At 37.3% G+C, this 21616-nt stretch carries 15 protein-coding genes, 1 other RNA gene, 1 pseudogene and 1 other annotated feature; of the genes and pseudogenes, 2 read left to right on the forward strand and 15 right to left on the reverse strand.

What is annotated here, in order from left to right:
• Positions 1–10 precede the first annotated feature (10 nt).
• The 4 genes from BN986_RS15200 to cymR all read right to left on the reverse strand — a co-directional run bounded on the left by BN986_RS15200 (position 11) and on the right by cymR (position 3646).
• On the reverse strand, positions 11–682 hold the full coding sequence (locus BN986_RS15200; RefSeq protein WP_040981603.1) for a tetratricopeptide repeat protein: 672 nt from the start codon (positions 680–682) through the stop codon (positions 11–13).
• A 30-nt stretch (positions 683–712) separates the two neighbouring features.
• Positions 713–1825, reverse strand: coding sequence for a tRNA 2-thiouridine(34) synthase MnmA (gene mnmA, locus BN986_RS15205; RefSeq protein WP_040981605.1), 1113 nt, complete (start codon positions 1823–1825; stop codon positions 713–715).
• Between the two features lie 13 nt (positions 1826–1838).
• On the reverse strand, positions 1839–2981 hold the full coding sequence (locus BN986_RS15210; RefSeq protein WP_040981607.1) for a cysteine desulfurase family protein: 1143 nt from the start codon (positions 2979–2981) through the stop codon (positions 1839–1841).
• Positions 2982–3220: 239 nt separating this feature from the next.
• Positions 3221–3646, reverse strand: coding sequence for a cysteine metabolism transcriptional regulator CymR (cymR, locus tag BN986_RS15215; RefSeq protein ID WP_040981608.1), 426 nt, complete (start codon positions 3644–3646; stop codon positions 3221–3223).
• A gap of 913 nt (positions 3647–4559) precedes the next feature.
• Between cymR and BN986_RS15220 the strand changes: the two genes are divergently transcribed.
• Both BN986_RS15220 and BN986_RS15225 read left to right on the forward strand, forming a co-directional pair.
• Complete coding sequence (locus BN986_RS15220) at positions 4560–5828, forward strand: replication-associated recombination protein A (protein WP_040981610.1); 1269 nt, start codon at positions 4560–4562, stop codon at positions 5826–5828.
• Positions 5829–6030: 202 nt separating this feature from the next.
• Entirely contained in the window at positions 6031–6708 is a 678-nt protein-coding gene (locus BN986_RS15225) for an RsfA family transcriptional regulator (RefSeq protein ID WP_040981611.1), read from the forward strand.
• A gap of 97 nt (positions 6709–6805) precedes the next feature.
• On the opposite strand, the gene ssrS is transcribed toward BN986_RS15225, so the two are convergent.
• The 11 genes and pseudogenes from ssrS to secDF all read right to left on the reverse strand — a co-directional run bounded on the left by ssrS (position 6806) and on the right by secDF (position 21579).
• Positions 6806–6988: non-coding RNA, 6S RNA (gene ssrS, locus BN986_RS26280), on the reverse strand.
• Between the two features lie 119 nt (positions 6989–7107).
• The gene (gene gdhA / locus BN986_RS15230) at positions 7108–8478 is read right to left on the reverse strand and encodes an NADP-specific glutamate dehydrogenase (RefSeq protein ID WP_040982203.1); all 1371 of its coding nucleotides are present in this window, start codon (positions 8476–8478) and stop codon (positions 7108–7110) included.
• 189 nt (positions 8479–8667) lie between these two features.
• Positions 8668–10446 (reverse strand): aspartate--tRNA ligase, encoded by a 1779-nt coding sequence (gene aspS, locus BN986_RS15235; RefSeq protein ID WP_040981614.1) that lies wholly within the window; start codon positions 10444–10446, stop codon positions 8668–8670.
• A gap of 3 nt (positions 10447–10449) precedes the next feature.
• On the reverse strand, positions 10450–11730 hold the full coding sequence (gene hisS, locus BN986_RS15240; RefSeq protein ID WP_040981616.1) for a histidine--tRNA ligase: 1281 nt from the start codon (positions 11728–11730) through the stop codon (positions 10450–10452).
• A 127-nt stretch (positions 11731–11857) separates the two neighbouring features.
• Positions 11858–12077 (reverse strand) — a binding site (T-box leader).
• Between the two features lie 115 nt (positions 12078–12192).
• Positions 12193–12366, reverse strand: coding sequence for a hypothetical protein (locus BN986_RS27400; RefSeq protein WP_187378567.1), 174 nt, complete (start codon positions 12364–12366; stop codon positions 12193–12195).
• Between the two features lie 212 nt (positions 12367–12578).
• Positions 12579–13025: a D-aminoacyl-tRNA deacylase gene (gene dtd, locus BN986_RS15245; RefSeq protein WP_040981618.1), complete on the reverse strand. Its 447-nt coding sequence runs from the start codon at positions 13023–13025 to the stop codon at positions 12579–12581.
• A 15-nt stretch (positions 13026–13040) separates the two neighbouring features.
• Positions 13041–15236: pseudogene (locus BN986_RS15250) on the reverse strand (RelA/SpoT family protein).
• Positions 15237–15774: 538 nt separating this feature from the next.
• Positions 15775–16287 (reverse strand): adenine phosphoribosyltransferase, encoded by a 513-nt coding sequence (locus tag BN986_RS15255; protein ID WP_040981619.1) that lies wholly within the window; start codon positions 16285–16287, stop codon positions 15775–15777.
• Positions 16277–18586, reverse strand: a complete 2310-nt coding sequence (recJ, locus tag BN986_RS15260; RefSeq protein ID WP_040981621.1) for a single-stranded-DNA-specific exonuclease RecJ — start codon at positions 18584–18586, stop codon at positions 16277–16279. Before recJ ends, BN986_RS15255 begins: the two co-directional genes overlap by 11 nt.
• An 84-nt stretch (positions 18587–18670) precedes the next feature.
• Entirely contained in the window at positions 18671–19051 is a 381-nt protein-coding gene (locus BN986_RS15265) for a LapA family protein (RefSeq protein WP_040981623.1), read from the reverse strand.
• A gap of 275 nt (positions 19052–19326) precedes the next feature.
• Complete coding sequence (gene secDF, locus BN986_RS15270) at positions 19327–21579, reverse strand: protein translocase subunit SecDF (protein ID WP_040981626.1); 2253 nt, start codon at positions 21577–21579, stop codon at positions 19327–19329.
• Positions 21580–21616 lie beyond the last annotated feature (37 nt).

Below are 21616 nucleotides of genomic sequence, written 5' to 3' on the forward strand. Positions count from 1 at the left end.
TGATTACCCCTTATTTGTCCTCAAATGGCTCCATATACTGTAACGCAATTTCCTTTCCATTTGCAGCCAACACATGATCTGACTGTAATTCCAGTGCTTTTTCAAAGTGATTTAAAGCTTGCTTTATCTGTTCATGGAATAATGCAATGACACCTAAATTATAATAAGCGTCACTATGCTCTTCATTTATTTCAAGCACTTTTTCGAATATATTTTGTGCTTCATCCAGAAATTCACCTTGCGCTAAAGATAAACCGTATTGAAACAAAAAGCTTTCATCCTGTGAATCTAATTCTGTTGCACGCAGCAAATATGGTAAAGATAACTTCCACTGTTCCTGATTACGGAAGCACATACCGAGCATAAAGTAAGCGTCCGCTTCTTCTAGACCCAGTTCAATTGCCTTTAAAAAGTTTTGAGCAGCTTTCTCAAAGTTTTCCTGATCAAAGTAAAGGCTGCCTAAACCATAATACGCAGTTGCAGCATTTTCATCCAATTCAATTGCACGTTGGAAGAACCGTTCCGCCTTTTCCACTTCATTTAACTGCATTAAAAGATTACCAAAATTAATATAGCCCAATGGGTCTTGGGGAGATTCTTCAATTACTTCATTAAACAGTTTTGCTGCTTCTTCATACTTTTTTTCATTTAGCAGTGTAATTGCCTGCTGATTTTTATCCAATTTATTTCCTCCCTGCCTGCACGTCCTCTGCTAACCAACATATTGCAACGCTTGATCATCTTTTATAATTTCGTCAATTGTTCCGCCGCCAAGACAAACATCACCTTGATAAAATACGACAGCTTGTCCGGGGGTGATTGCCCGTTGACTGTCTTTAAATACGACATATGCTTTTTCATCTTTTACTGTAACGGTTACCTCTGAATCTTTTTGACGATAGCGGAATTTAGCGGTACAAGTAAATGTTTCTTCTATTTTTTCAGGTTGAATCCAATTAATGTCGGTTGCCACTAATGCATCAGAATATAGAAATTCATTATGATATCCTTGTGCAACATATAAATAATTATCTTTTAAATTTTTTCCTACAACAAACCAAGGATCACCGGAACCTCCGATGCCCAGGCCTTGACGCTGTCCAATCGTATAGTACATTAACCCATCATGCGTTCCTTTTTCCACACCATCCAGCGTCATCATTTTCCCTGGTTGTGCAGGTAAATATTCACTTAAGAAGCTCTTAAAATTTCGTTCTCCAATAAAGCAAATTCCAGTAGAATCTTTCTTCGATGCTGTAACCAACCCATATTCTGAAGCAATTTTACGTACTTCTGGCTTTGGCAAATGACCTAACGGAAACATCACTTTTTCTAGTACATCTTCGCTTAATTGGTTTAAGAAATACGTTTGGTCCTTATTATCATCAGCACCGCGAAGCATTTGTGTGTTCCCATCTTCGTCTCTTGCTACTTGTGCGTAATGCCCCGTAGCTAAGTAATCCGCTCCCAAAGAGAGCGCATGGTCAAGGAATGCTTTGAATTTAATTTCTTTATTACACATCACGTCCGGATTCGGTGTTCTTCCGGCTTTATATTCATCCAGGAAATAAGTGAACACTTTTTCCCAATACTGTTTTTCAAAGTTTACGGAGTAATATGGAATATCTAATTGATTACATACCCGAACAACATCATCAAAATCTTCTGTCGCCGTACAGACTCCAAATTCATCTGTATCATCCCAGTTTTTCATAAATATACCGACAACATCATATCCTTGTTCTTTTAATAATAGTGCTGCAACTGAAGAGTCGACTCCACCGCTCATTCCAACAACAACACGTGTGTTTTTTTTATCTTTCATTGTCGCCCCTCCTTTAACTTGTTAATCGTTTTACAATACTTGCAATTCTATCTGCTGCCTCTTTCACATTATCTTCCGTATTGGCCAGTCCAAAACTAAATCGAATCGAATTTGTTGTCACTGGATTGTCCGGTCCATACATCGCAGATAATACATGGGAAGGTTCTATACTTCCAGCCGTACACGCACTTCCACTTGAAGCAGCAACACCGCTTAAATCAAAATTAGCAAGCAATGCTTCTACATTTGTCCCTGGAAAACTGATATTTATAATCGTAGAAACCGTCTTTCCAGGTTCTCCATTTATAGCAAAATCAATGCCTGCTTCTGTGAAGGTATCTGTTAAAATTTGTTTATACTTCTGATACTGTTGATTTCTTGCTGCTTTCGTTTCCAGCACGATATTCGATGCTAATTCAAAACCGACTGCTGCCGGTATATTTTCTGTACCGGGACGGCGTTTTCTTTCTTGTTCTCCCCCGAATTGGATCGGGCTCATAGAAACTTTTTCATTTGCATATAAAAAGCCGATTCCTTTAGGACCGCCGATTTTATGCGCAGTAGCAGTTAATAAATCTATGTTTTGCTCATGCACATTGATGTCAATCAGTCCATAGGCCTGCACGGCGTCTGTATGAAAATAGGCCTGATGGTTCTTTAACAGCTCTCCTATTTCAGCGACAGGCTGGATGACGCCTGTTTCGTTGTTTACATACATAATGGAAACGAGAATAGTATCGTCTGTTAAAACCTCTTCCAAATCCTGAATGGAAACGAGGCCTTTTTCATTTACTGGTAAATAGGTTACACGGAAGCCTTGTTTCTCTAATTTTTCTGCCGTGTGCAAAGTCGCATGATGTTCTTGTACGGAGGTAATAATATGGTTGCCTTTATCCTGGCTTGCTTCTGCTACCCCTACAAGGGCCATGTTATCAGCTTCTGTTCCACCACTTGTAAAAATAAGCTCCTTTTCATTTGCACCAATGGACGCAGCTAAAGCTTGTCTTGAAGCATCCAGTTGCTGTCTTGCCTTCCGTCCAAAAGAATGAACACTTGATGCATTGCCAATGATTCCTTCATAGACAGGAATCATTGCTTCAACAACTCCTTTTGCCATGGGAGATGTGGCAGCATGATCTAAATATATTGCTTCCATGAGTCAAAATCCTTTCTAAGCTTTTAAAGTACGTGTTCAAAAAGTCCGATAAATAGGATCAACAGGCTAAGAACGCGACGTCCTGGGTTTATGCCAATAACTAACTCGTCGCATCAGAATAATTCGTCAACGCACTTCTTACGTGTTGTAGCGGCTTCTACATTGTCCGCATGACAGGGACGTTCTTCGTACAGTCTCCTTTTTCACCATTTCATTTTAATGAACTTTTTTACATCCTCTTAAATATAAAACATATAAGCCTCTGTCGGACCTTCATCACTACCATCATAATTTGCCAAGTCCTCCAGCGTTGTTTTCTCTAATACATCTTTTACCGCATCTCTGATTTGCAGCCATAAAGAAGCTTGCGCCGGTTTTTCATTTTCCATGCCTTCTACAATGGTTAACGGCCCCTCTAACACTCGAATGACATCACCAGCTGTAATTTCATTCGGTTTTTTAGCTAATTGATAACCTCCATAAGCGCCACGTATACTTTTAATTAACCCAGCATTTCTTAATGGGGAAGCAAGCTGTTCTAAATAATGTTCTGACAAGTCATTATCCTTTGCAATTACCTTCAGAGAAATGGGGCCATTTCCTTCATTCTTTGCCAAGTCTATCATTATCGTCAGTCCGTATCTTCCTTTAGTTGAAATTTTCATCACATACACCTCAATTTTTTACTTTCATTTTCTTTATATACTTTGTTTATTCTATAACATGTATTAAATAACCTACATTATTTAATTCCATCTATACAAATTTGATTATTTTATATTATCATGTGTACGACATGCATGATAATATAACGAAACTTCATTCAGTGTGAGTTTTTCGACGCACAACTCTTTACGATGGGACGAGTAACCGCAGCAATGTTGTCAGGTTAATCAACCGCTCCGGAAAAACACTACGCTTGATAGTTGCTATTTATCTGTAACCAATATAATATTAAAAAATTCATTAACCTGACAACATTGGTAATCGCAGCCCCAGTCCCAAATGTTTCCGGTGGGACGAGTAACCGCAGTCCCAGGACGTCGCGAACTTAGTCTGCTTCCTTCATTCTCCCACTGAATTACCCTTAGTGATTCGGGGAGGTAGCACCCGTTATCTCCCGCCTAAATTAATTTATTTTCGCTCTTTATTTTGAGGCGGGAATTTTACGGGCGGTTCTCCGTGATAAAGATCAAGCCGGCCATTGAATTAGACGTCCTATAAATTCATTTACTTGTCCCGTCAAAAACAACAGTTGCTCTTACTACTGTAAGCATTCGTATACCTTTTTAAACATATTGAGCATCAAAAGTTCAAAGCTTCCTGCCTTTGAGGAACGGAGCATATAAACTTCTTTTAAATTCATGAGTATTTTAACACGAACTTGCATGTGCTGTGCTAACTTTTACTCCTGCCACAAAACGCGGAAATTCCAGTAGAAGTTTCCTTTCCCGTCATGTCATCTTTTTTAACTTCTTATAGAGCTATACCTATTATAGCATGACTGTTAACCTCTTGCATTTCTTCTATATTCGCTTTAAGCTAATAGAATACTATGCAGATGAAGGAAGTTATTTCATGTATAAACAACCACTAGCATATCGAATGCGACCAAAAAACATAGATGACATTATAGGACAAGAACACTTGGTAAGTCAAGGGAAAATAATTGATCGTATGGTTAAAGCGAACCAGCTCTCTTCCATGATCTTATTTGGGCCGCCCGGTACGGGAAAAACATCCATGGCCTTTGCCTTAGCAGAAACTATTGGACTCCCATCCAAAACGTTAAATGCTGTAACTGACAAAAAGAAAGATATGGAAATTGTTGTCGAACAGGCAAAAATGCAAGGACAAACGGTACTTATTTTAGATGAGGTACATCGTCTGGATAAAGCAAAACAAGATTTTTTACTGCCGCATTTAGAGAACAATTTATTGACGTTGATTGGTTGTACAACAAGCAATCCTTATCATTCCATTAATCCGGCTATAAGAAGCCGTTGTCACTTATTTGAAGTACACGGTTTAACACTTGAAAATGTTAAAACAGCATTACAGCGTGCTATACAAGATACAACCAATGGATATGGTGATAAAAATATCTATATCCATGATGATGCTTTAGAACACTTCGCTATTTCAGCCAATGGAGACCTGCGTGCTGCATTAAACGGCTTAGAGCTGGCTGTCAGCTCTACCCCGCCAGGTGCCGATGAGCAAATTGAGATAACGCTGGAAATTGCTGAAGAATGTATGCAGAAGAAAAGTTTTTCTCATGATAAAGATGGAGATGCTCATTACGATGTTTTAAGCGCTTTTCAAAAATCGATACGCGGAAGTGATGCTGATGCCGCGCTTCATTATTTAGGGCGCCTGATAGAAGCTGGTGATTTAGACAGTATCGCTAGAAGGATGATTGTTATTGCCTATGAAGATATTGGTTTGGCAAGTCCGCAAGCTGGACCCCGTGCTGTGGCAGCTGTTCAAGCTGCAGAACGACTCGGTTTTCCAGAAGCAAGAATCCCGTTGGCTAATATTGTTGTAGAGCTGGCTCTGTCACCAAAATCAAACACTGCTTATAAAGCGCTGGATGCAGCCTTAGATGATATTCATAAGGGGAAAAGTGGTGAGATTCCAGCACACTTAAAAGACGCACATTACTCTGGAGCTAATAAGCTTGGTAGAGGAATAGATTATAAATATCCACATAATTATCCCGGAGCATGGGTAAAACAACAATATTTGCCAGATACGATTAAAAACCGAAACTATTATACACCAAAAGAAACAGGAAAATTTGAAGGTGCACTAAAACAAGTATATGAACGGATTAATAAAAAGTAGGATAATTAAACCTGAAGAAATAAACTCTATAATTATAAAATCATGTATATTTTTAGACTCCTCTGGAAAGAATAGAGATTACTATAATCTTTCTAGTACGTTAGGAAAATTTGATATTTTAACGTGCCAAATATAAGAAGAACTTGCATTCATTAAATAACAAATGTGTGTACGTTTTTCTGAATTATGAGGAGTGAATAAAATGGTAAAAGTAAGACAAGACGCTTGGTCTCATGAGGATGATCTATTATTGGCAGAAACAGTATTGAGACATATTCGTGAGGGAAGCACCCAGCTAAACGCTTTTGAAGAAGTTGGAGACCACTTAAACCGTACTTCAGCTGCTTGTGGTTTTAGATGGAATGCAGAAGTACGTAACAAATATGATAATGCAATTGATTTAGCAAAGAGACAAAGAAAAGAAAGAAAAAGAGCATTAAACAAAACCGTTCAAGCTGTTCCAAAAGCTAATCCTATAGATAGTTCAGAACACATTCCATCTCAACAAGAAGAAACTGTAGACGAGCCAGTAGTACAAACAAACCTTGAACCAACTGCAACATTCAATTTAGATACGGTGATTAAGTATTTAAAATCATTAAAGAAAGAATTATATACTTCTAATCAATCGAAATCTTCTCTACAATCGTTAGAAAGCGAGAACAGCTCTTTACAAACAAAGGTAGAAGAATTACAAAAGAAATTAGCAGATACAGAGCAACAGCTGCAAGCGATGAAAGAAGATTATCAAACATTTATCCAGATCATGGATCGTGCTCGTAAGATGACAGTTTTTGAAGACACAAATCTTGTTAGCTCGCCTTCCTTCCGTATGGATAAAAACGGAAATTTAGAGCAGCTTGCACAAGGTTCAAATTAATTTAGAGTGCATAGCCGCCAATACATTTATACGGGCTATCCCTATATCCATCGATAATATACAAAAAATACTGCACAATTTTGTGCAGTATTTTTTGCGTAATCCCGATAGTGCCGTTCAACAATAAAGTTTTGATCCCGCTTTTGGCAGGTGGGTGTCCTGCTTTAAAGTTATTATGCTTCCTGCATGAGGCATGCATGCACTTTAAAGACTGCGCGGACTCCCTAACTTATAGTTGTTCGGTCAAAATACCAATTGTTAACGAACACATCAGGATTGGTTAATGATTAATTTTCTATAATATTAGCATATATTTATTCAAAGTACAAATAATATATTGTCTAACATATCCAAAAAGTCGCCAACCACTTTGAACATGTACTTTTAGAGTATTTTTGACTAAATAATTCCTTGTTCTATCATAGCATCTGCAACTTTTAAGAATCCAGCAATGTTTGCTCCTGCAACAAGATTTCCTGGTTTTCCATACTCGTTTGCAGCTTGAACACTGTTTTGATAAATATTACGCATGATGTCTTGCAGCTTTTCATCAACTTTTTCAAAACTCCAAGCTACACGGCTGCTGTTTTGCGCCATTTCTAAAGCAGAAACAGCTACGCCACCGGCATTTGCTGCTTTTGCAGGGGCAAATAATACGTTGTTTTCTAAGAATTGGTTAATCGCTTCTAAAGATGATGGCATATTAGCTCCTTCTCCAACTGCGATAACACCATTTTTAATTAACGTTTTTGCTGTTTCTTCGTCAATTTCATTTTGTGTCGCACAAGGTAAAGCTACTTCACACGGGATTTCCCAAACGGGCCCATTAGCAACATACTCTGCATTTGGATAGGTTTCTAAGTATATATTAATACGGTCTCTATCTACTTCCTTGATTTGCTTCACCAATTCAACATCGATACCGTTCTTATCATAAATATATCCATTAGAATCACTACATGCCACTACTTTAGCACCAAATTCAGCTGCTTTTTCCATTGCATAGATAGATACGTTTCCTGATCCGGATACAACAACTGTTTTTCCAGAAAAATCTTGACCATGGTCTTTGAGCATTTCTTGTACAAAGTAAACAGTACCGTATCCTGTTGCTTCTTTACGTGCTAAGCTGCCTCCAAAACCTAAGCCTTTTCCTGTTAAAACGCCAGGTTCGACGGCACCTTTCATTTTTTTATATTGACCGTAAAGATAGCCAACCTCTCTTGCGCCTACACCAATGTCTCCAGCAGGCACATCCGTATCCGGCCCAATATGTCTAGATAATTCTGACATAAAACTTTGACAAAAACGCATAATTTCTAAATCTGATTTTCCTTTTGGATCAAAATCTGATCCGCCTTTTCCTCCGCCTATAGGTTGACCTGTTAAAGAGTTTTTAAAGATTTGTTCAAAGCCTAAAAATTTAATAATACTTGTATTTACGGTTGGATGAAAACGAAGCCCGCCTTTATACGGCCCAATTGCGCTGCTAAACTGAACCCGGTATCCACGGTTTACCTGAACCTTTCCTTCATCATCTATCCAAGGCACACGAAAAGCAATTAAACGTTCTGGTTCTACAATTCTTTCTAGTATTCCTAATTCCATGTATTTAGGGTGCTTCTCAAAAACACCTTCTAACGATTCGACAATTTCTTCGACTGCTTGTAAAAATTCTGTCTCATGACTGTTTCTATTCTTTAGTTCTTCATAGACTTCCTGGACATACTCTTTTGCTGTTCGATGATTGTTCTGTAATTTATTTTCCATGGTTTCTATCATTCAGCTCCTTTAATTATTTCAACCGATTCTTCAACTAGAAGGTTGTTTTATTTTATATGAAAATGCAAATAAACACAAGATTCTTGAGGTTTTGTTTGTTTTTATTTCACAATTTTCATTATTTATTCCTGTAATAATATGCACGATACTTCTTAATATCGTGCATATTTTACTATTTTACTCGTTTTGCTCACTTTTTTTTGCTAATGCAATTGACAATTCCTGCAGTTGATCTCCACTTACTTCACTAGGAGCCTCTGTCATTAAATCGGAAGCAGATGCTGTTTTAGGGAAAAGGATGGTATCACGCAGATTAGAACGTCCTGCTAAAAGCATAATAATCCGGTCTAAACCAAGTGCAACTCCTCCATGGGGAGGTGCCCCATATTCTAAGGCATCCAATAAGAAACCAAATTGCTCTTTCGCTTCTTCCTCTGTGAACCCGAGAGCTTTAAACATTTGATTTTGAAGTTCTGTTTGATGAATACGGATAGATCCACCGCCAAGTTCATACCCGTTTAAAACTAAGTCATATGCATTAGCACGCACATTAACCGGATCCGATAACAGCTTATCTCTGTCTACTTCAATTGGTGCTGTAAATGGATGATGGGCTGCGAAATAGCGGCCTAATTCCTCATCGTATTCAAATAATGGCCAGTCTGTCACCCATAAGAAATGAAATACTTCCTCGTCAATCAGTTCTAAATCTTTTCCTAGTTTTAAACGTAAGGCTCCCAGGCTATCATAGACAACAGATGATTTATCAGCTACAAATAATAGTAAATCTCCACTATTTGCATTTGCTTTATCCACGATCGCTTCTTTTTCATCATCTGATAAAAATTTACTGATTGGCCCTTTCACTTCTCCTTCCTCTACTTTTAACCAAGCTAAACCTTTTGCACCATATACATTGACAAACTCGGTTAATTTATCAATATCTTTTCTTGAATAGTTGTCTGCAGCACCTTCTACATTTAATAATGCTACTTTTCCGCCATTCTCTACTGCTTGTTTAAATACTTTAAAACCAGAGTCAGCTACGATGTCAGACACATGAATTAACTCCAATCCAAAACGTGTGTCCGGCTTATCAGAACCAAAACGGTCCATTGCCTCATCATAAGGCATCCGTTGTAAAGGTAGATTAATCTCCACATCTTTAACTTCTTTAACGACTTCTTTCATCATTTCTTCCGTCATGGTCATAATTTCATCACTTGTTAAGAAAGATGTTTCAATATCAACCTGTGTAAATTCCGGTTGACGATCCGCACGCAAATCTTCATCACGGAAACAACGTGCGATTTGATAATAACGTTCAAAACCGCTCATCATGATTAATTGTTTAAATAATTGCGGAGATTGCGGCAACGCATAAAATTCACCTGGATGTACACGGCTGGGAACAAGGTAATCACGTGCTCCTTCTGGGGTACTTTTTGTTAAAATAGGTGTTTCCATTTCTAAAAATTCATTTTTATTTAAATAGTTGCGGATGCTTTGTGTTGTTTGATGGCGCAGCTTAAAGGTTTCCTGCAAGCCTGGCCGGCGCAGATCTAAATAACGGTATTTTAAACGTATATCTTCCGCAATATTGACATCATCCTGGATCATAAACGGCGGGTTTTTTGCTTTATTCAATACAGTGATCGAGGTAGCCAACACTTCTAATTTACCAGTCGCAATAGATGGATTAATGGTTGCTTCATCACGTAGCACAAGCTTCCCGACCACATCAATCACATATTCAGAACGGATGCTTTCAGCTATTTCTAATGCTTCCCCGGAATAATCTGGATTAAAAACGATTTGAATGATTCCGGACTTATCACGTAAATCAATGAAAATAAGTCCCCCCAGGTCGCGCCGTTTTTGAACCCACCCTTTCAGCCTAACTTCTTTTTCTATTTCTTTTTCAGTTAAGTGTCCTGATAAAACACGTTCTGTCATTTTCTAACTCTCCTCCAATAACGCTTTAAATTCACTAACTATATCATTTATGGAAACCTCTTTTTGATTTCCCGTTTCCATATTTTTAACAGTCACTTTTTGTTTTTCGAGTTCATCATCACCTAAAAATATCACAAATCGTGCTTTTAATCGATCGGCTGCTTTAAGCTGTCCTTTCATTTTGCGTTGTTGATAATCTGTATCCACTTGAATACCAGATGCACGCAACTGATGAACAAGCTTCACAGCTTCTGTACGTACTTTTTCAGAACCAAATCCTGCTACAAAGCAGTCTAATTTTGTATCAACAGGGATATCTATACCTTCTACTTGAAGAGCCATTAATAAACGTTCTAATCCCATTCCAAAACCGATTCCCGGTGTATTTGGACCACCAAATTCGTTAATTAGTCCATCATACCGGCCACCGCCGGCAAGCGTTGTGATTGCACCAAACCCATCTGCTTCACTCATAATTTCAAAGGCTGTGTGATTGTAATAATCTAAACCGCGGACTAAATTAGGATCTACTGTATAAGCTATTCCCATAGCATTTAAATAAGCTTTAACCTGCTCAAAATAAGTTTGAGACTTTTCGTTTAAATAGGTCAAGATAGACGGCGCTGTTTTCATAGCCGGATGGTCACGATCTTTTTTGCAATCCAGTACACGTAATGGGTTATTATCCAATCGTGATTGACAATCGGAGCATAGCTCTTCACGATACGGATCAAAATGAGCTACAAGGGCGTCACGGTGTGCCTGACGACTTTCCTTATCACCCAATGAATTAATCACGAGCTTTAGAGATTTCAAACCTAAACTGCGATAAATTTGCATTGCCAAATCAATTACTTCCGCATCGATTGCCGGATCTTCACTACCCATTGCTTCTACACCGAATTGATTTAATTGACGCATTCTCCCTTTTTGCGGGCGCTCATAACGAAACATGGAACCAAAGTAATAAAGTTTTTCTGGTAAATTCGGACTACCATATAATTTATTTTCAACAAATGCACGAGCTACAGCAGCAGTTCCTTCTGGACGAAGTGTAATACTTCTCCCTCCACGGTCTTCAAAGGTATACATTTCCTTTTGTACAATATCGGTAGAATCTCCTACTCCACGCTGAAACACCTCTGTATGTTCAAAAATCGGCGTACGTATTTCATGATAATGATACGCATGACATATTTCTTTAATTTTACTTTCAACGTATTGCCATTTTACCGAATCCTCTGGCAATATATCTACTGTTCCTCTTGGAGCTTTCATAGCCATTTTATTTCCTCCTTCACAAATTTACAGAACACTAATGAAATTCATTTTCTGGTTGCCGGCAACTTTTACCGTTACATAACGCATTTCTTATTGGACAATACAAAAAACCCGTCCCTTATTATAAAAAATAAGGGACGGGTTTTTCCCGCGTTGCCACCCTAGTTGATACCAAAAGATATCCACCTTTATCAGTTAACGCCTGCAACACGTTTATATCTACTCATCTCATTCGATATAACTCCTCCAGAATGTCTTTCATATAAGCCGTATAGATAGTTGCTTCCAGCCAATGACAACTACTCTCTTGCTATCAGTACTTATATTACTTTTTCCTTCAACGGTTTCATTCATTTAATTTTAAGAACTTCTGCTGACACTGCCTATGTTCTTCTGGCGATGCAGAAGTGACCATATCCTATGGAAATGGAATGATTATAATAATAAGGTTAGTTTCCCGCAATGTCAAGGGCGACCTAACCTTTTTTTTAATTGTTTTACTTCCTGTATGGAAATTCCAAGTTCTGTTGCTATTTCTAAATAGGTAGAGGATTGTTCCATTTTAAGAAAATGATGGAAATCAGTCATCAGTAATTCTGAATAATTATTGACATTACGCTGTTTTGTGTCTCGATGCATAACTTAAATTCTCCTTTAAAACGATTTAAGGGCGCGTTTAAAAAGTTTGATTGAAAGAGCCAAGTCGGCTGACGAAATTCCCGACTCCGGAACATTAGCGGTTTTAGTACAAGAACTTGACTTCGCCGCTTATCATTCGGGGACTTTTTAAACACTCTCTTTAAGTTTTTATAGCATCTCCACAAAAGACTAACCTTATTCTTCACACTCTCTTATCTGTCTTTGCTATCCAAAATTAACGTCACAGGTCCGTCATTTACTAGATTGACATCCATCATTGCTCCAAATGTTCCTGTTTCTGTCACGATACCTTCTGCGCGTAAAGCTTCGTTAAATGATTCATATAAAGCTTTTGCTTCGTCAGGCTTTGCTGCTTTGATAAAGCTCGGACGTCTGCCTTTCTTCGTATCTCCATATAATGTAAATTGAGATACAGATAAAATACTTCCTTCTACATCTTTAATCGAATGATTCATTTTATCATTGTCATCTTCAAAAATACGTAAGTGAACAATCTTATTCACAAGGTACTTTAGATCTTCTTCGTTATCTTCATGTGTCACACCAACAAGCAAAAGAAAGCCTTTCTGTATGGCACCAACTTTTTCATTTCCAACGATGACAGAAGCTTCCTTCACCCGTTGTAATACTACTTTCATAACAATAAACGCTCCTTATTGAACTGTTCTTGTAACGGTATATACTTCCCGAATTCGTTTTATTCGATCCACTACTTTCCTCAAATGGTTGGTATTATGGATTAAAATTGTTAATTGAATAACAGCCATTTTATTCCGGTCCGATTTGCCGTTAACATGTGTAATATTGGTTTTTGTTTCATTGACAGCTTGTAATACCTCATTAAGAAGACCACGACGATCATATCCAGTAATCTCCAAGTCTACATGATATTGTTTACGTTCTGCATATTGATTTTTCCATTTTACATCAATATATCGCTGCCTTGCTTATTCGGTCTGTACATTTGGGCAATCTGCACGGTGGACAGATACTCCTCTGCCTTTGGTAATATACCCCAAAATATCGTCACCAGGTACAGGATTACAACATTTTGCTATTCGTACAAGTAAATTATTAACACCCGCAACTTCAATACCTGAATCTTTCTTAGAAGATGGTCTTGCTTTATCCGTTTTTACTTCTTCTATTTTTGTTTCCAGATCTTGATCTACTTCCCGTGAATGACGGATTCTTTCGGTCAACCGGGTAGCGATGAGTGCTGCAGTAATGCCCTGATAGCCAACAGCAGCATACATATCTTCTTCATTTGTAAAATTGAATTTGTCAAATACACGTTGCAAATTATCTGGAGTCAATACTTCTTTTGGCTCGATATCAAAGGAGCGTATTTCTCTTTCAACAGCTTCTCTTCCTTTAACAATATTTTCATCACGCTGTTGTTTTTTGAAAAATTGTTTTATCTTACTTTTAGCTTGGGAGGTTTGAACCATTTTCAACCAATCCTGTGATGGGCCATAGGAGTGCTTAGACGTCATGACATCAACAATATCTCCATTTTGTAGTTCATAGTCCAAAGGCTCCATTTTTCCATTGATTTTTGCTCCAATGGTTTTATTACCAATTTCTGTATGAATCTTATAAGCAAAATCAATCGGAATGGAGCCAGACGGTAATTCGATAACCTCTCCTTTTGGCGTGAAAACATAAACCATATCTGAAAAAAGATCAATCTTAAGCGACTCCATAAACTCTTCTGCATCATGGGTATCGCTTTGCCATTCCAATATTTCCCGGAACCAAGACAGCTTTTCTTCAAAGGAACTTTTCCCTTTTGCTTGTCTGCCTTCTTTATATGCCCAATGAGCCGCAATTCCGTATTCGGCAATATCATGCATTTCCTTGGTACGAATTTGCACCTCAAGCGGATCACCTTTAGGTCCTATCACCGTTGTATGCAAAGATTGATATAGATTTTGTTTTGGCATGGCAATATAATCCTTAAATCTGCCAGGCATTGGTTTCCAATTTGTATGAATAATACCTAAGACTGCATAGCAATCCTTAATATTATCAACTAAAATTCGCACAGCAAGAAGGTCATATATTTCATTAAATTGCTTTTTCTGATTAACCATTTTTTGATAAATACTATATAAATGTTTTGGACGCCCAGACATCTCTGCCTTAATATTAACAGCTTTAAATTCCTGGGAAAGATCATCAATGACTTCTTGAATGTAAGATTCTCTTTCTTCTCTTTTCTGCTTCATTAACTGAACAATACGATAATATTGCTGCGGATTAAGATAACGTAATGCCGTATCCTCTAACTCCCATTTTATCGTAGAAATTCCTAAACGATGAGCCAGTGGAGCGAAGATTTCCAAAGTTTCATTAGAAATACGTCTTTGCTTTTCAGGAGGTAAATGCTTTAATGTCCTCATATTATGCAACCTGTCAGCTAACTTAATCATGATAACACGGATATCTCTTGCCATTGCCACAAACATTTTCCGATGGTTTTCTGCTTGTTGCGCTTCTTTTGTTTCGTAGCGAATTTTACCAAGTTTTGTTACACCATCTACAAGTGCAGCTATTTCATGATTAAATTCTTCTTCAATTTGTTCAAACGTTACATCTGTATCCTCAATAACGTCATGCAGAAAACCAGCTGAAATTGTTTCTGCATCCATTAACAGCTCAGCAAGTATACCTGCAACTTGTACTGGATGAATAATATATGGTTCCCCAGATTTACGAAATTGGTCTTTATGAGCCTCTTTCGCAAATTCATAAGCATGTTCAATTAAAGCAACATCTTCATCAGATAGATATTCTTTTACTTTTTCTACAATATCTGTAATGTTGACATTTTCATCTTTTGCCATGTAATCACCTTTATTTACCTTCAATATTAAAAAATTATTTCTGTTCTATATCAAAATCTATGGTTGACAAACTAGGTATAATGATCATTTGTAATAACAGCTACGGCCATTTGTAGGCAAGTAATCGTAACACTACGCTAGTTCGTTTCATTACTATCTGTTTTAAACTATATTAACCTGACAATATTGATAATCTCAGTCTATCCCTAAAAAATGTTAACTAGTGTTAATTTCATATCAACTATTGATTTTAACGTTAACTCATTACAATTGATAGAGCTTTGTTGTTTTAAAATTATCGCACTAAACCGATATGAAAATAAAAATAGCAACAAGTGTTTTAAAGCTTGAAGCCATTTCTTCCATTAAAATCTCTTACATTTCTCCGATTTAAAAACATTATTCGATAATAATTACTATTATAAGACTTTTTTTATATTTCTGTCCAACTAAAACCTAATATAAGTGGATAAAATAATCTATACAAAAAGAGTCAACACAGTATTCATCTCTGTTTGACTCTTTTTGAACTTCCTCTTTAATAGGTCATTATTGTAAGGACATCGTAGCCTTCCAACTTATCCTTCCCATCTAAATAGCTTAACTCAACTAAGAAAGCACAACCCACAACGATTCCTCCAAGTTGCTCTACTAAATTAATCGTTGCTTCAATGGTACCGCCTGTTGCTAAAAGATCATCTGTAATTAAAACACGCTGCCCAGGCTCAATCGCATCCTTATGAATGGTTAATACATTTTTTCCATACTCTAACCCATAATCTACTTTAATTACTTCACGCGGCAATTTCCCTTCTTTACGGACAGGGGCAAAACCAATTTCTAAGGCATAAGATACCGGACATCCGACAATAAATCCTCTTGCTTCCGGACCTACAACAACATCTATTTCTTTTTCTTTTGCATAGTTTACAATTTCATCCACGGCCGATTTATAAGCCGGTCCATTGGCCATTAATGGCGTAATATCCTTAAAACGAACCCCTTCTTTCGGCCAATTCTCAACAATCTCAATATGTTCTTTATAATCCATACACTACTTCCTCCTTCAAATTTTTAGACGCATCCATACAAGTTTCAAACCATTTTTTTAAATCTTGGTAGTTAGAATAAATAAGTATATTTTCTGCTTCTTTTTGTTTCATACAGGTCTGGTAAATGATTGAATCCGATAAATCTTTTTTATGTGCCGCTTCCTTATAACGAAGCCAGCCATCCTTCTTCTCTACAAATCCTAAATCTGCAAAAACATCTGTCATAAACATCACTTTTGCTTCATTCCATCCACGATGCTGTTCAATCGCTTTTTGCATCTCAGCAATCGCAAACTGCTTATGCTGTTTAATCAGACGGTAATAATCCCCAAACTCTTTCCTGGAAGGGAACTGAAACGGATATTGGTTTGGAACCTGACGTATCGCAATGACAATGTTTTCCGGATTCACTTGCTGGATAATTTCCTTTATATCATTTAACGATTCAGGCAACGCTGTAAAGCCGATTGTTTGTTGAGAACGAAGATCTTTAGAGAATGTCTCTTTATAAGTAAATGCCTCTAAGTGCTCAGCGATTTGTACAGGTCCATCACAAGTAAACACTTCTTTTACAGTGTTTGGAAGTAATTGTTCCGCTTTTTTTCCACGTAAATCAAATAGCTGCCATTCATTAATCTTCAAATCCTTCATCATTAATTGGGCATTTCTTCTGCCGTTCCAATCGTTAATGGAAAGCTCTCCGACAACAGATACCTTTGTGTAAGGAGAAATAGCTTCTTTTAACTCTCCGAACCCAAAACCAACCATATCTATTTGTGCACCGGACGAAGTAAATTGCATTTTTAAATGATTCTTTTTACTTCCAATTTGACGAACTTCTTTTGGTATTTCATTTATCTCAAATAACGGTTTAGGATTACCCATACCAAACGGTGAAAGCTTTTCTATCTCTTCAATGAGATTAACATTAATATCTGTTATATCTAATATAGCATTTATAGATAATTCCTGCTTAAAATCTTCTTCTGATAAATTTTCAAAAAGTAAATTGTCCAAGGCTGCTTCCAGTTCCGTTAAATTTTCAGCAGGTAATGTCATTCCTGCTGCTTGAGCATGCCCGCCGAAATGTGTGAATAAATCTCTGACCGTCATACAGCCTTCAAATAAATCAAATGCAGGTATGCTTCTGGCTGAACCTTTGACAATTCCTTGCTCCGGTTTGATGGCGAGCACAATTGCCGGACGATCGTATTGCTGGACTAATTTAGAAGCAACGATTCCTAATACACCCTCATTCCAGCCTTCTTTTGCTACAATAATAATCCGTTTATCTGTTTGAACCATTTCCATTGCTTCGTCTACAATATCTTGAACAATTTTTTTGCGCTGCTCATTAATATGATTTAATTCATTCGCCATTTCTAAAGCAATTCCACTATCTTCTTCCAGAAGAAGATCGACGGCTAAATCGGCATCACCAAGTCTTCCTACAGCGTTTAATCGTGGTCCAATACGAAAACCAATATCTTCTTCGGTAATGGTTTCCTCTAGTTGGCACACTTGTTTTAAAGCTCTTAGCCCAACATCATTCGTAGATTGTAGTTCTTTTAGGCCAAATGTCGCCAGTATTCGGTTTTCAGAAACCAACGGCACCAAATCTGCAATAGTGCCTATCGCTACAAAAGGAAGTACTTCTGTTGGCAGTTCTCCGATTAAAGCTTGGGCCAGCTTTAGGGAAACACCTACACCTGCAAGCTCTTTAAAAGAATAATTCTCCGATAACTTCGGATGAATAACTGTGTAACAATCCGGTATTTCTGCCTGAGGTTCATGGTGATCAGTAATGATCAAATCGATCCCAAGCTCTTTAGCTACTTCCGCTTCATGAACAGAAGCAATTCCTGTATCAACAGTTATAATTAACCCAAATCCTGCTTGTTGAAGCTGTCTAAACGCTAATTCATTAGGTCCATATCCTTCTGTAAATCGATTCGGAATATAGTATTCACAATCTGCACCAATTTTTTTTAATGCGTGCAATAGAACAACAGTAGAGCTTACCCCATCAGCATCATAATCTCCATATACAGCAATTTTTTCATTATTATTGGCTGCTTCCTTAATCCGTTGTACCGTTTTCTCCATTCCACTCAATAGAAATGGGTCTATTAAGTTATTTAGATCAGGCTGCATAAATTGTTTAGCTTCTTCTGTCGTAGTAATTCCTCTTTGTAAAAATAGATCCTTTACAATAGGTGACAACTCTATTTCTATCGAATCTCTATCCTTTACAGGAGGATTATTTATATATTTCCAATTTGCTTTACTTGATAGCATAAATTCACCCCTGACCTAGCTATTATACTAAACTAAATCAGGGGCATCAAATAGATTCCTTTAATTATAAATGAATAAGGCAGATCATTCTTTATTTGTTCTTTTTGTATTTCTTCTTTCACGACGCATTTCTTCTCGAGATTCTTTTTTATCTTCTTGTTCATTTGCATTATCTTCTTGATTCAGCTCATCTGTCAAACCATAAGCTGCCATTCGTTTTTTTAGTCGTTCATTTTCTGTACGAAGTTTTTTGACTTCATGATGCGCTCTGTATAGCCTAATGGCTCCCACAGCTGCAGTGATCAATCCTCCCATTAACACAGAAAAGAGAATAACGAGGATCAAAGGTGATTCCTGTGTCCAAAATAAATAGTTTACTGCAACAGGATCCACATTAATAACTGCAAAAACAGCTATAATAATTACAAATATAATTGCGAGTATGACGTAAACTTGTCCATTCATAAAACTTCCTCCATTAAAAAATATTTACTAACTATTCATTACCCGATTAGCTATTATTTTAAGCATCCTAATTAAAAAGAGAGCTTTCCATTGTTTTGAATAATAATGTTCAGACAGGTCTGTGATTCAGCAGACCCGCCCAAAAACATTACTATGTTGAAAGCTCTCTTTTTGTATTTTACAAATGATATATTAAGAATTTGGTTTTTCACAAAAATCTATGGGTGACATCGAAGATATAATTTTGATGTTGCCCCAAGAATTGCTTAATATATTTATACTTGCGGTCCATCTACACGTTCTTTCTTTCTAAAATCAACTGGCTTATCTTTTACTTTTCTACCTCTCCATACTAACCAAAGCTGGGAAGCAAGGAATAGAGAAGAATAAGTTCCAGCCAGCAATCCAATTAATAGCGCAAAAGCGAAAGCCCAAATAGATGACGCTCCAAGTACCATAAAAGCAACAACTGCTATAATGGTTGTAATAGACGTATTCATTGTCCGGATAAATGATTGAACGATACTCTTATTTACGATTTCCGCAAGCTTCTTAAAGGACTTCACTCTTTTCTCTCGACGAATGTTTTCTCTAATCCGATCAAAAATAACGAGGGTATTATTCAAGGAATAACCGATTATCGTTAAAATTGCGGCTACAATTGTAACATCAAATTCAATTTGCGTTACGCTAAATGCTACTAGCATAAACAAAACGTCATGTAACAAGGCAATTATCGCTGTCAACCCAAAGAAGAATTCAAAACGGATCGCAATATAGGCAACGATAAATACGGATGCAATTGCTACAGCATAAATCGCATTTCTCACCAGTTCTTGACCAACAATTGGCGATACCACGCTCACGCTAGGCTCATGATCATAAATTTCTAAGAAATGCTGCTGTACTGTATCCACTTCTCCTTCATCTAGAACGGTGTCAAAACGGACAACGCCAATATCATTGTTTTCACCTGATAAATTTACGGAGTTTATCTCATAACCAAGCTCTGCAAATTCTGATTCTATTTCTTCTTCGGTCAAGCTTTGGTCAGCTACCACTTCTATTCGTGAGCCACTTGTAAAATCAACGCCTGGGTTAATTCTAAAGATACCAATACCGACAGCTCCAATAATGACTAATATTAAGGTAAAGGTAAAGAATTTCTTACGATGATTTGTGAAATTAACTTGCTTTCCAAAAATAGTTGGTTCTAGCTCTTCGCCTTCTGAAATATCCTTGATTTGGTTCTTATTTACTCCCAGCCACGCTTTTCTTTTTTTCAAAAAGCCGCTTTGCACCCATAATGCCAAGAGTGCTCTAGAACCGAATACTGCAGTGATAAAGCTGATGATAATACTGATAATTAACATCGTTGCAAATCCTTTAACAGAACTTGTTCCAAATATAAATAACACAGCAGCTGCAATCAATGTTGTTAAGTTAGCATCTAAAATAGTCACAAAGGAACTCTTATTCCCAGATTGAAATGCCGCTTTCACAGATTTACCGACACGTAATTCCTCTTTAATGCGTTCAAACGTAATAACGTTCGCATCGACTGCCATCCCTACTCCCAGAATCAAAGCAGCTATACCAGGCAATGTTAATACACCGTTCAGCAATTCAAAAATCAACACGACCAAAAATACATATACAGCTAAATTAATCGAAGCAATAACACCACTGAAACGATAAAAAACGCAAAGATAAAGGATGATTAAACCAATTCCAATAATTCCTGCAAAAACCGTCTCATTTAATGCTTGTTCACCGAATTGTGCACCTACTGAAGTAGAGAAAATTTCATTCATATGTACATCGAGTGAACCAGAATTAATAATATCTGCCATTTGCTGGGCCGATTCCACTGTAAAGTTTCCCTCTATCATAACATCATTGGAATGAATCGCTTGACTGACTGCCGGAGCAGAAACAAATTTAGGGTCTTCTTTTGTGGCTTCTTCAGCAAAAGAATCTTCTCCTTCTTGATAATCCATCCAAATAACAAGTCGATTATCCTCCATTTGGCTGATTTCTTGTGTTACTTCACCAAATTTGGAGGCATCTTGTAATTGCAAGGTAACAATCGGAGCATTTGTATTCGGATTATAATCCTGTCTGGCGCTTCCTTCTACGATATCAGACCCATGCAGATACTCTTCATCTTCCACATCTCTAAAGGATAATTGAGCAGATGTTGACAGCAACTCTCTTGCTTCCGCCTGATTATCAACTCCTGCAAGCTGTACCCGGATCCGGTCGTCTCCTTCTATATCAATGACCGCTTCACTAATACCGAGACGGTTTACGCGGTCATTTAATGTTTCTACAGTTCCTTCCATTAAGCTTCCTGAAATTTCTTGACCTTCTTCAACAGGCTCTACTTCATATAAAACTTCAAACCCGCCCTGCAAATCCAAGCCAAGATTTACATTACTTACCAGATTGCTAAACGTTGTTCCAATTACTCCTGCCAAAACTGCGATGACAAGAAAAAAGGCAACGATTCTGCCTCTTTTTTTCATCGTTTGCGCTTCCTCCTTCATATACCAACCTTTTATT

The organism is Oceanobacillus jeddahensis, from assembly GCF_000750635.1.
Lineage (GTDB): Bacteria > Bacillota > Bacilli > Bacillales > Amphibacillaceae > Oceanobacillus > Oceanobacillus jeddahense.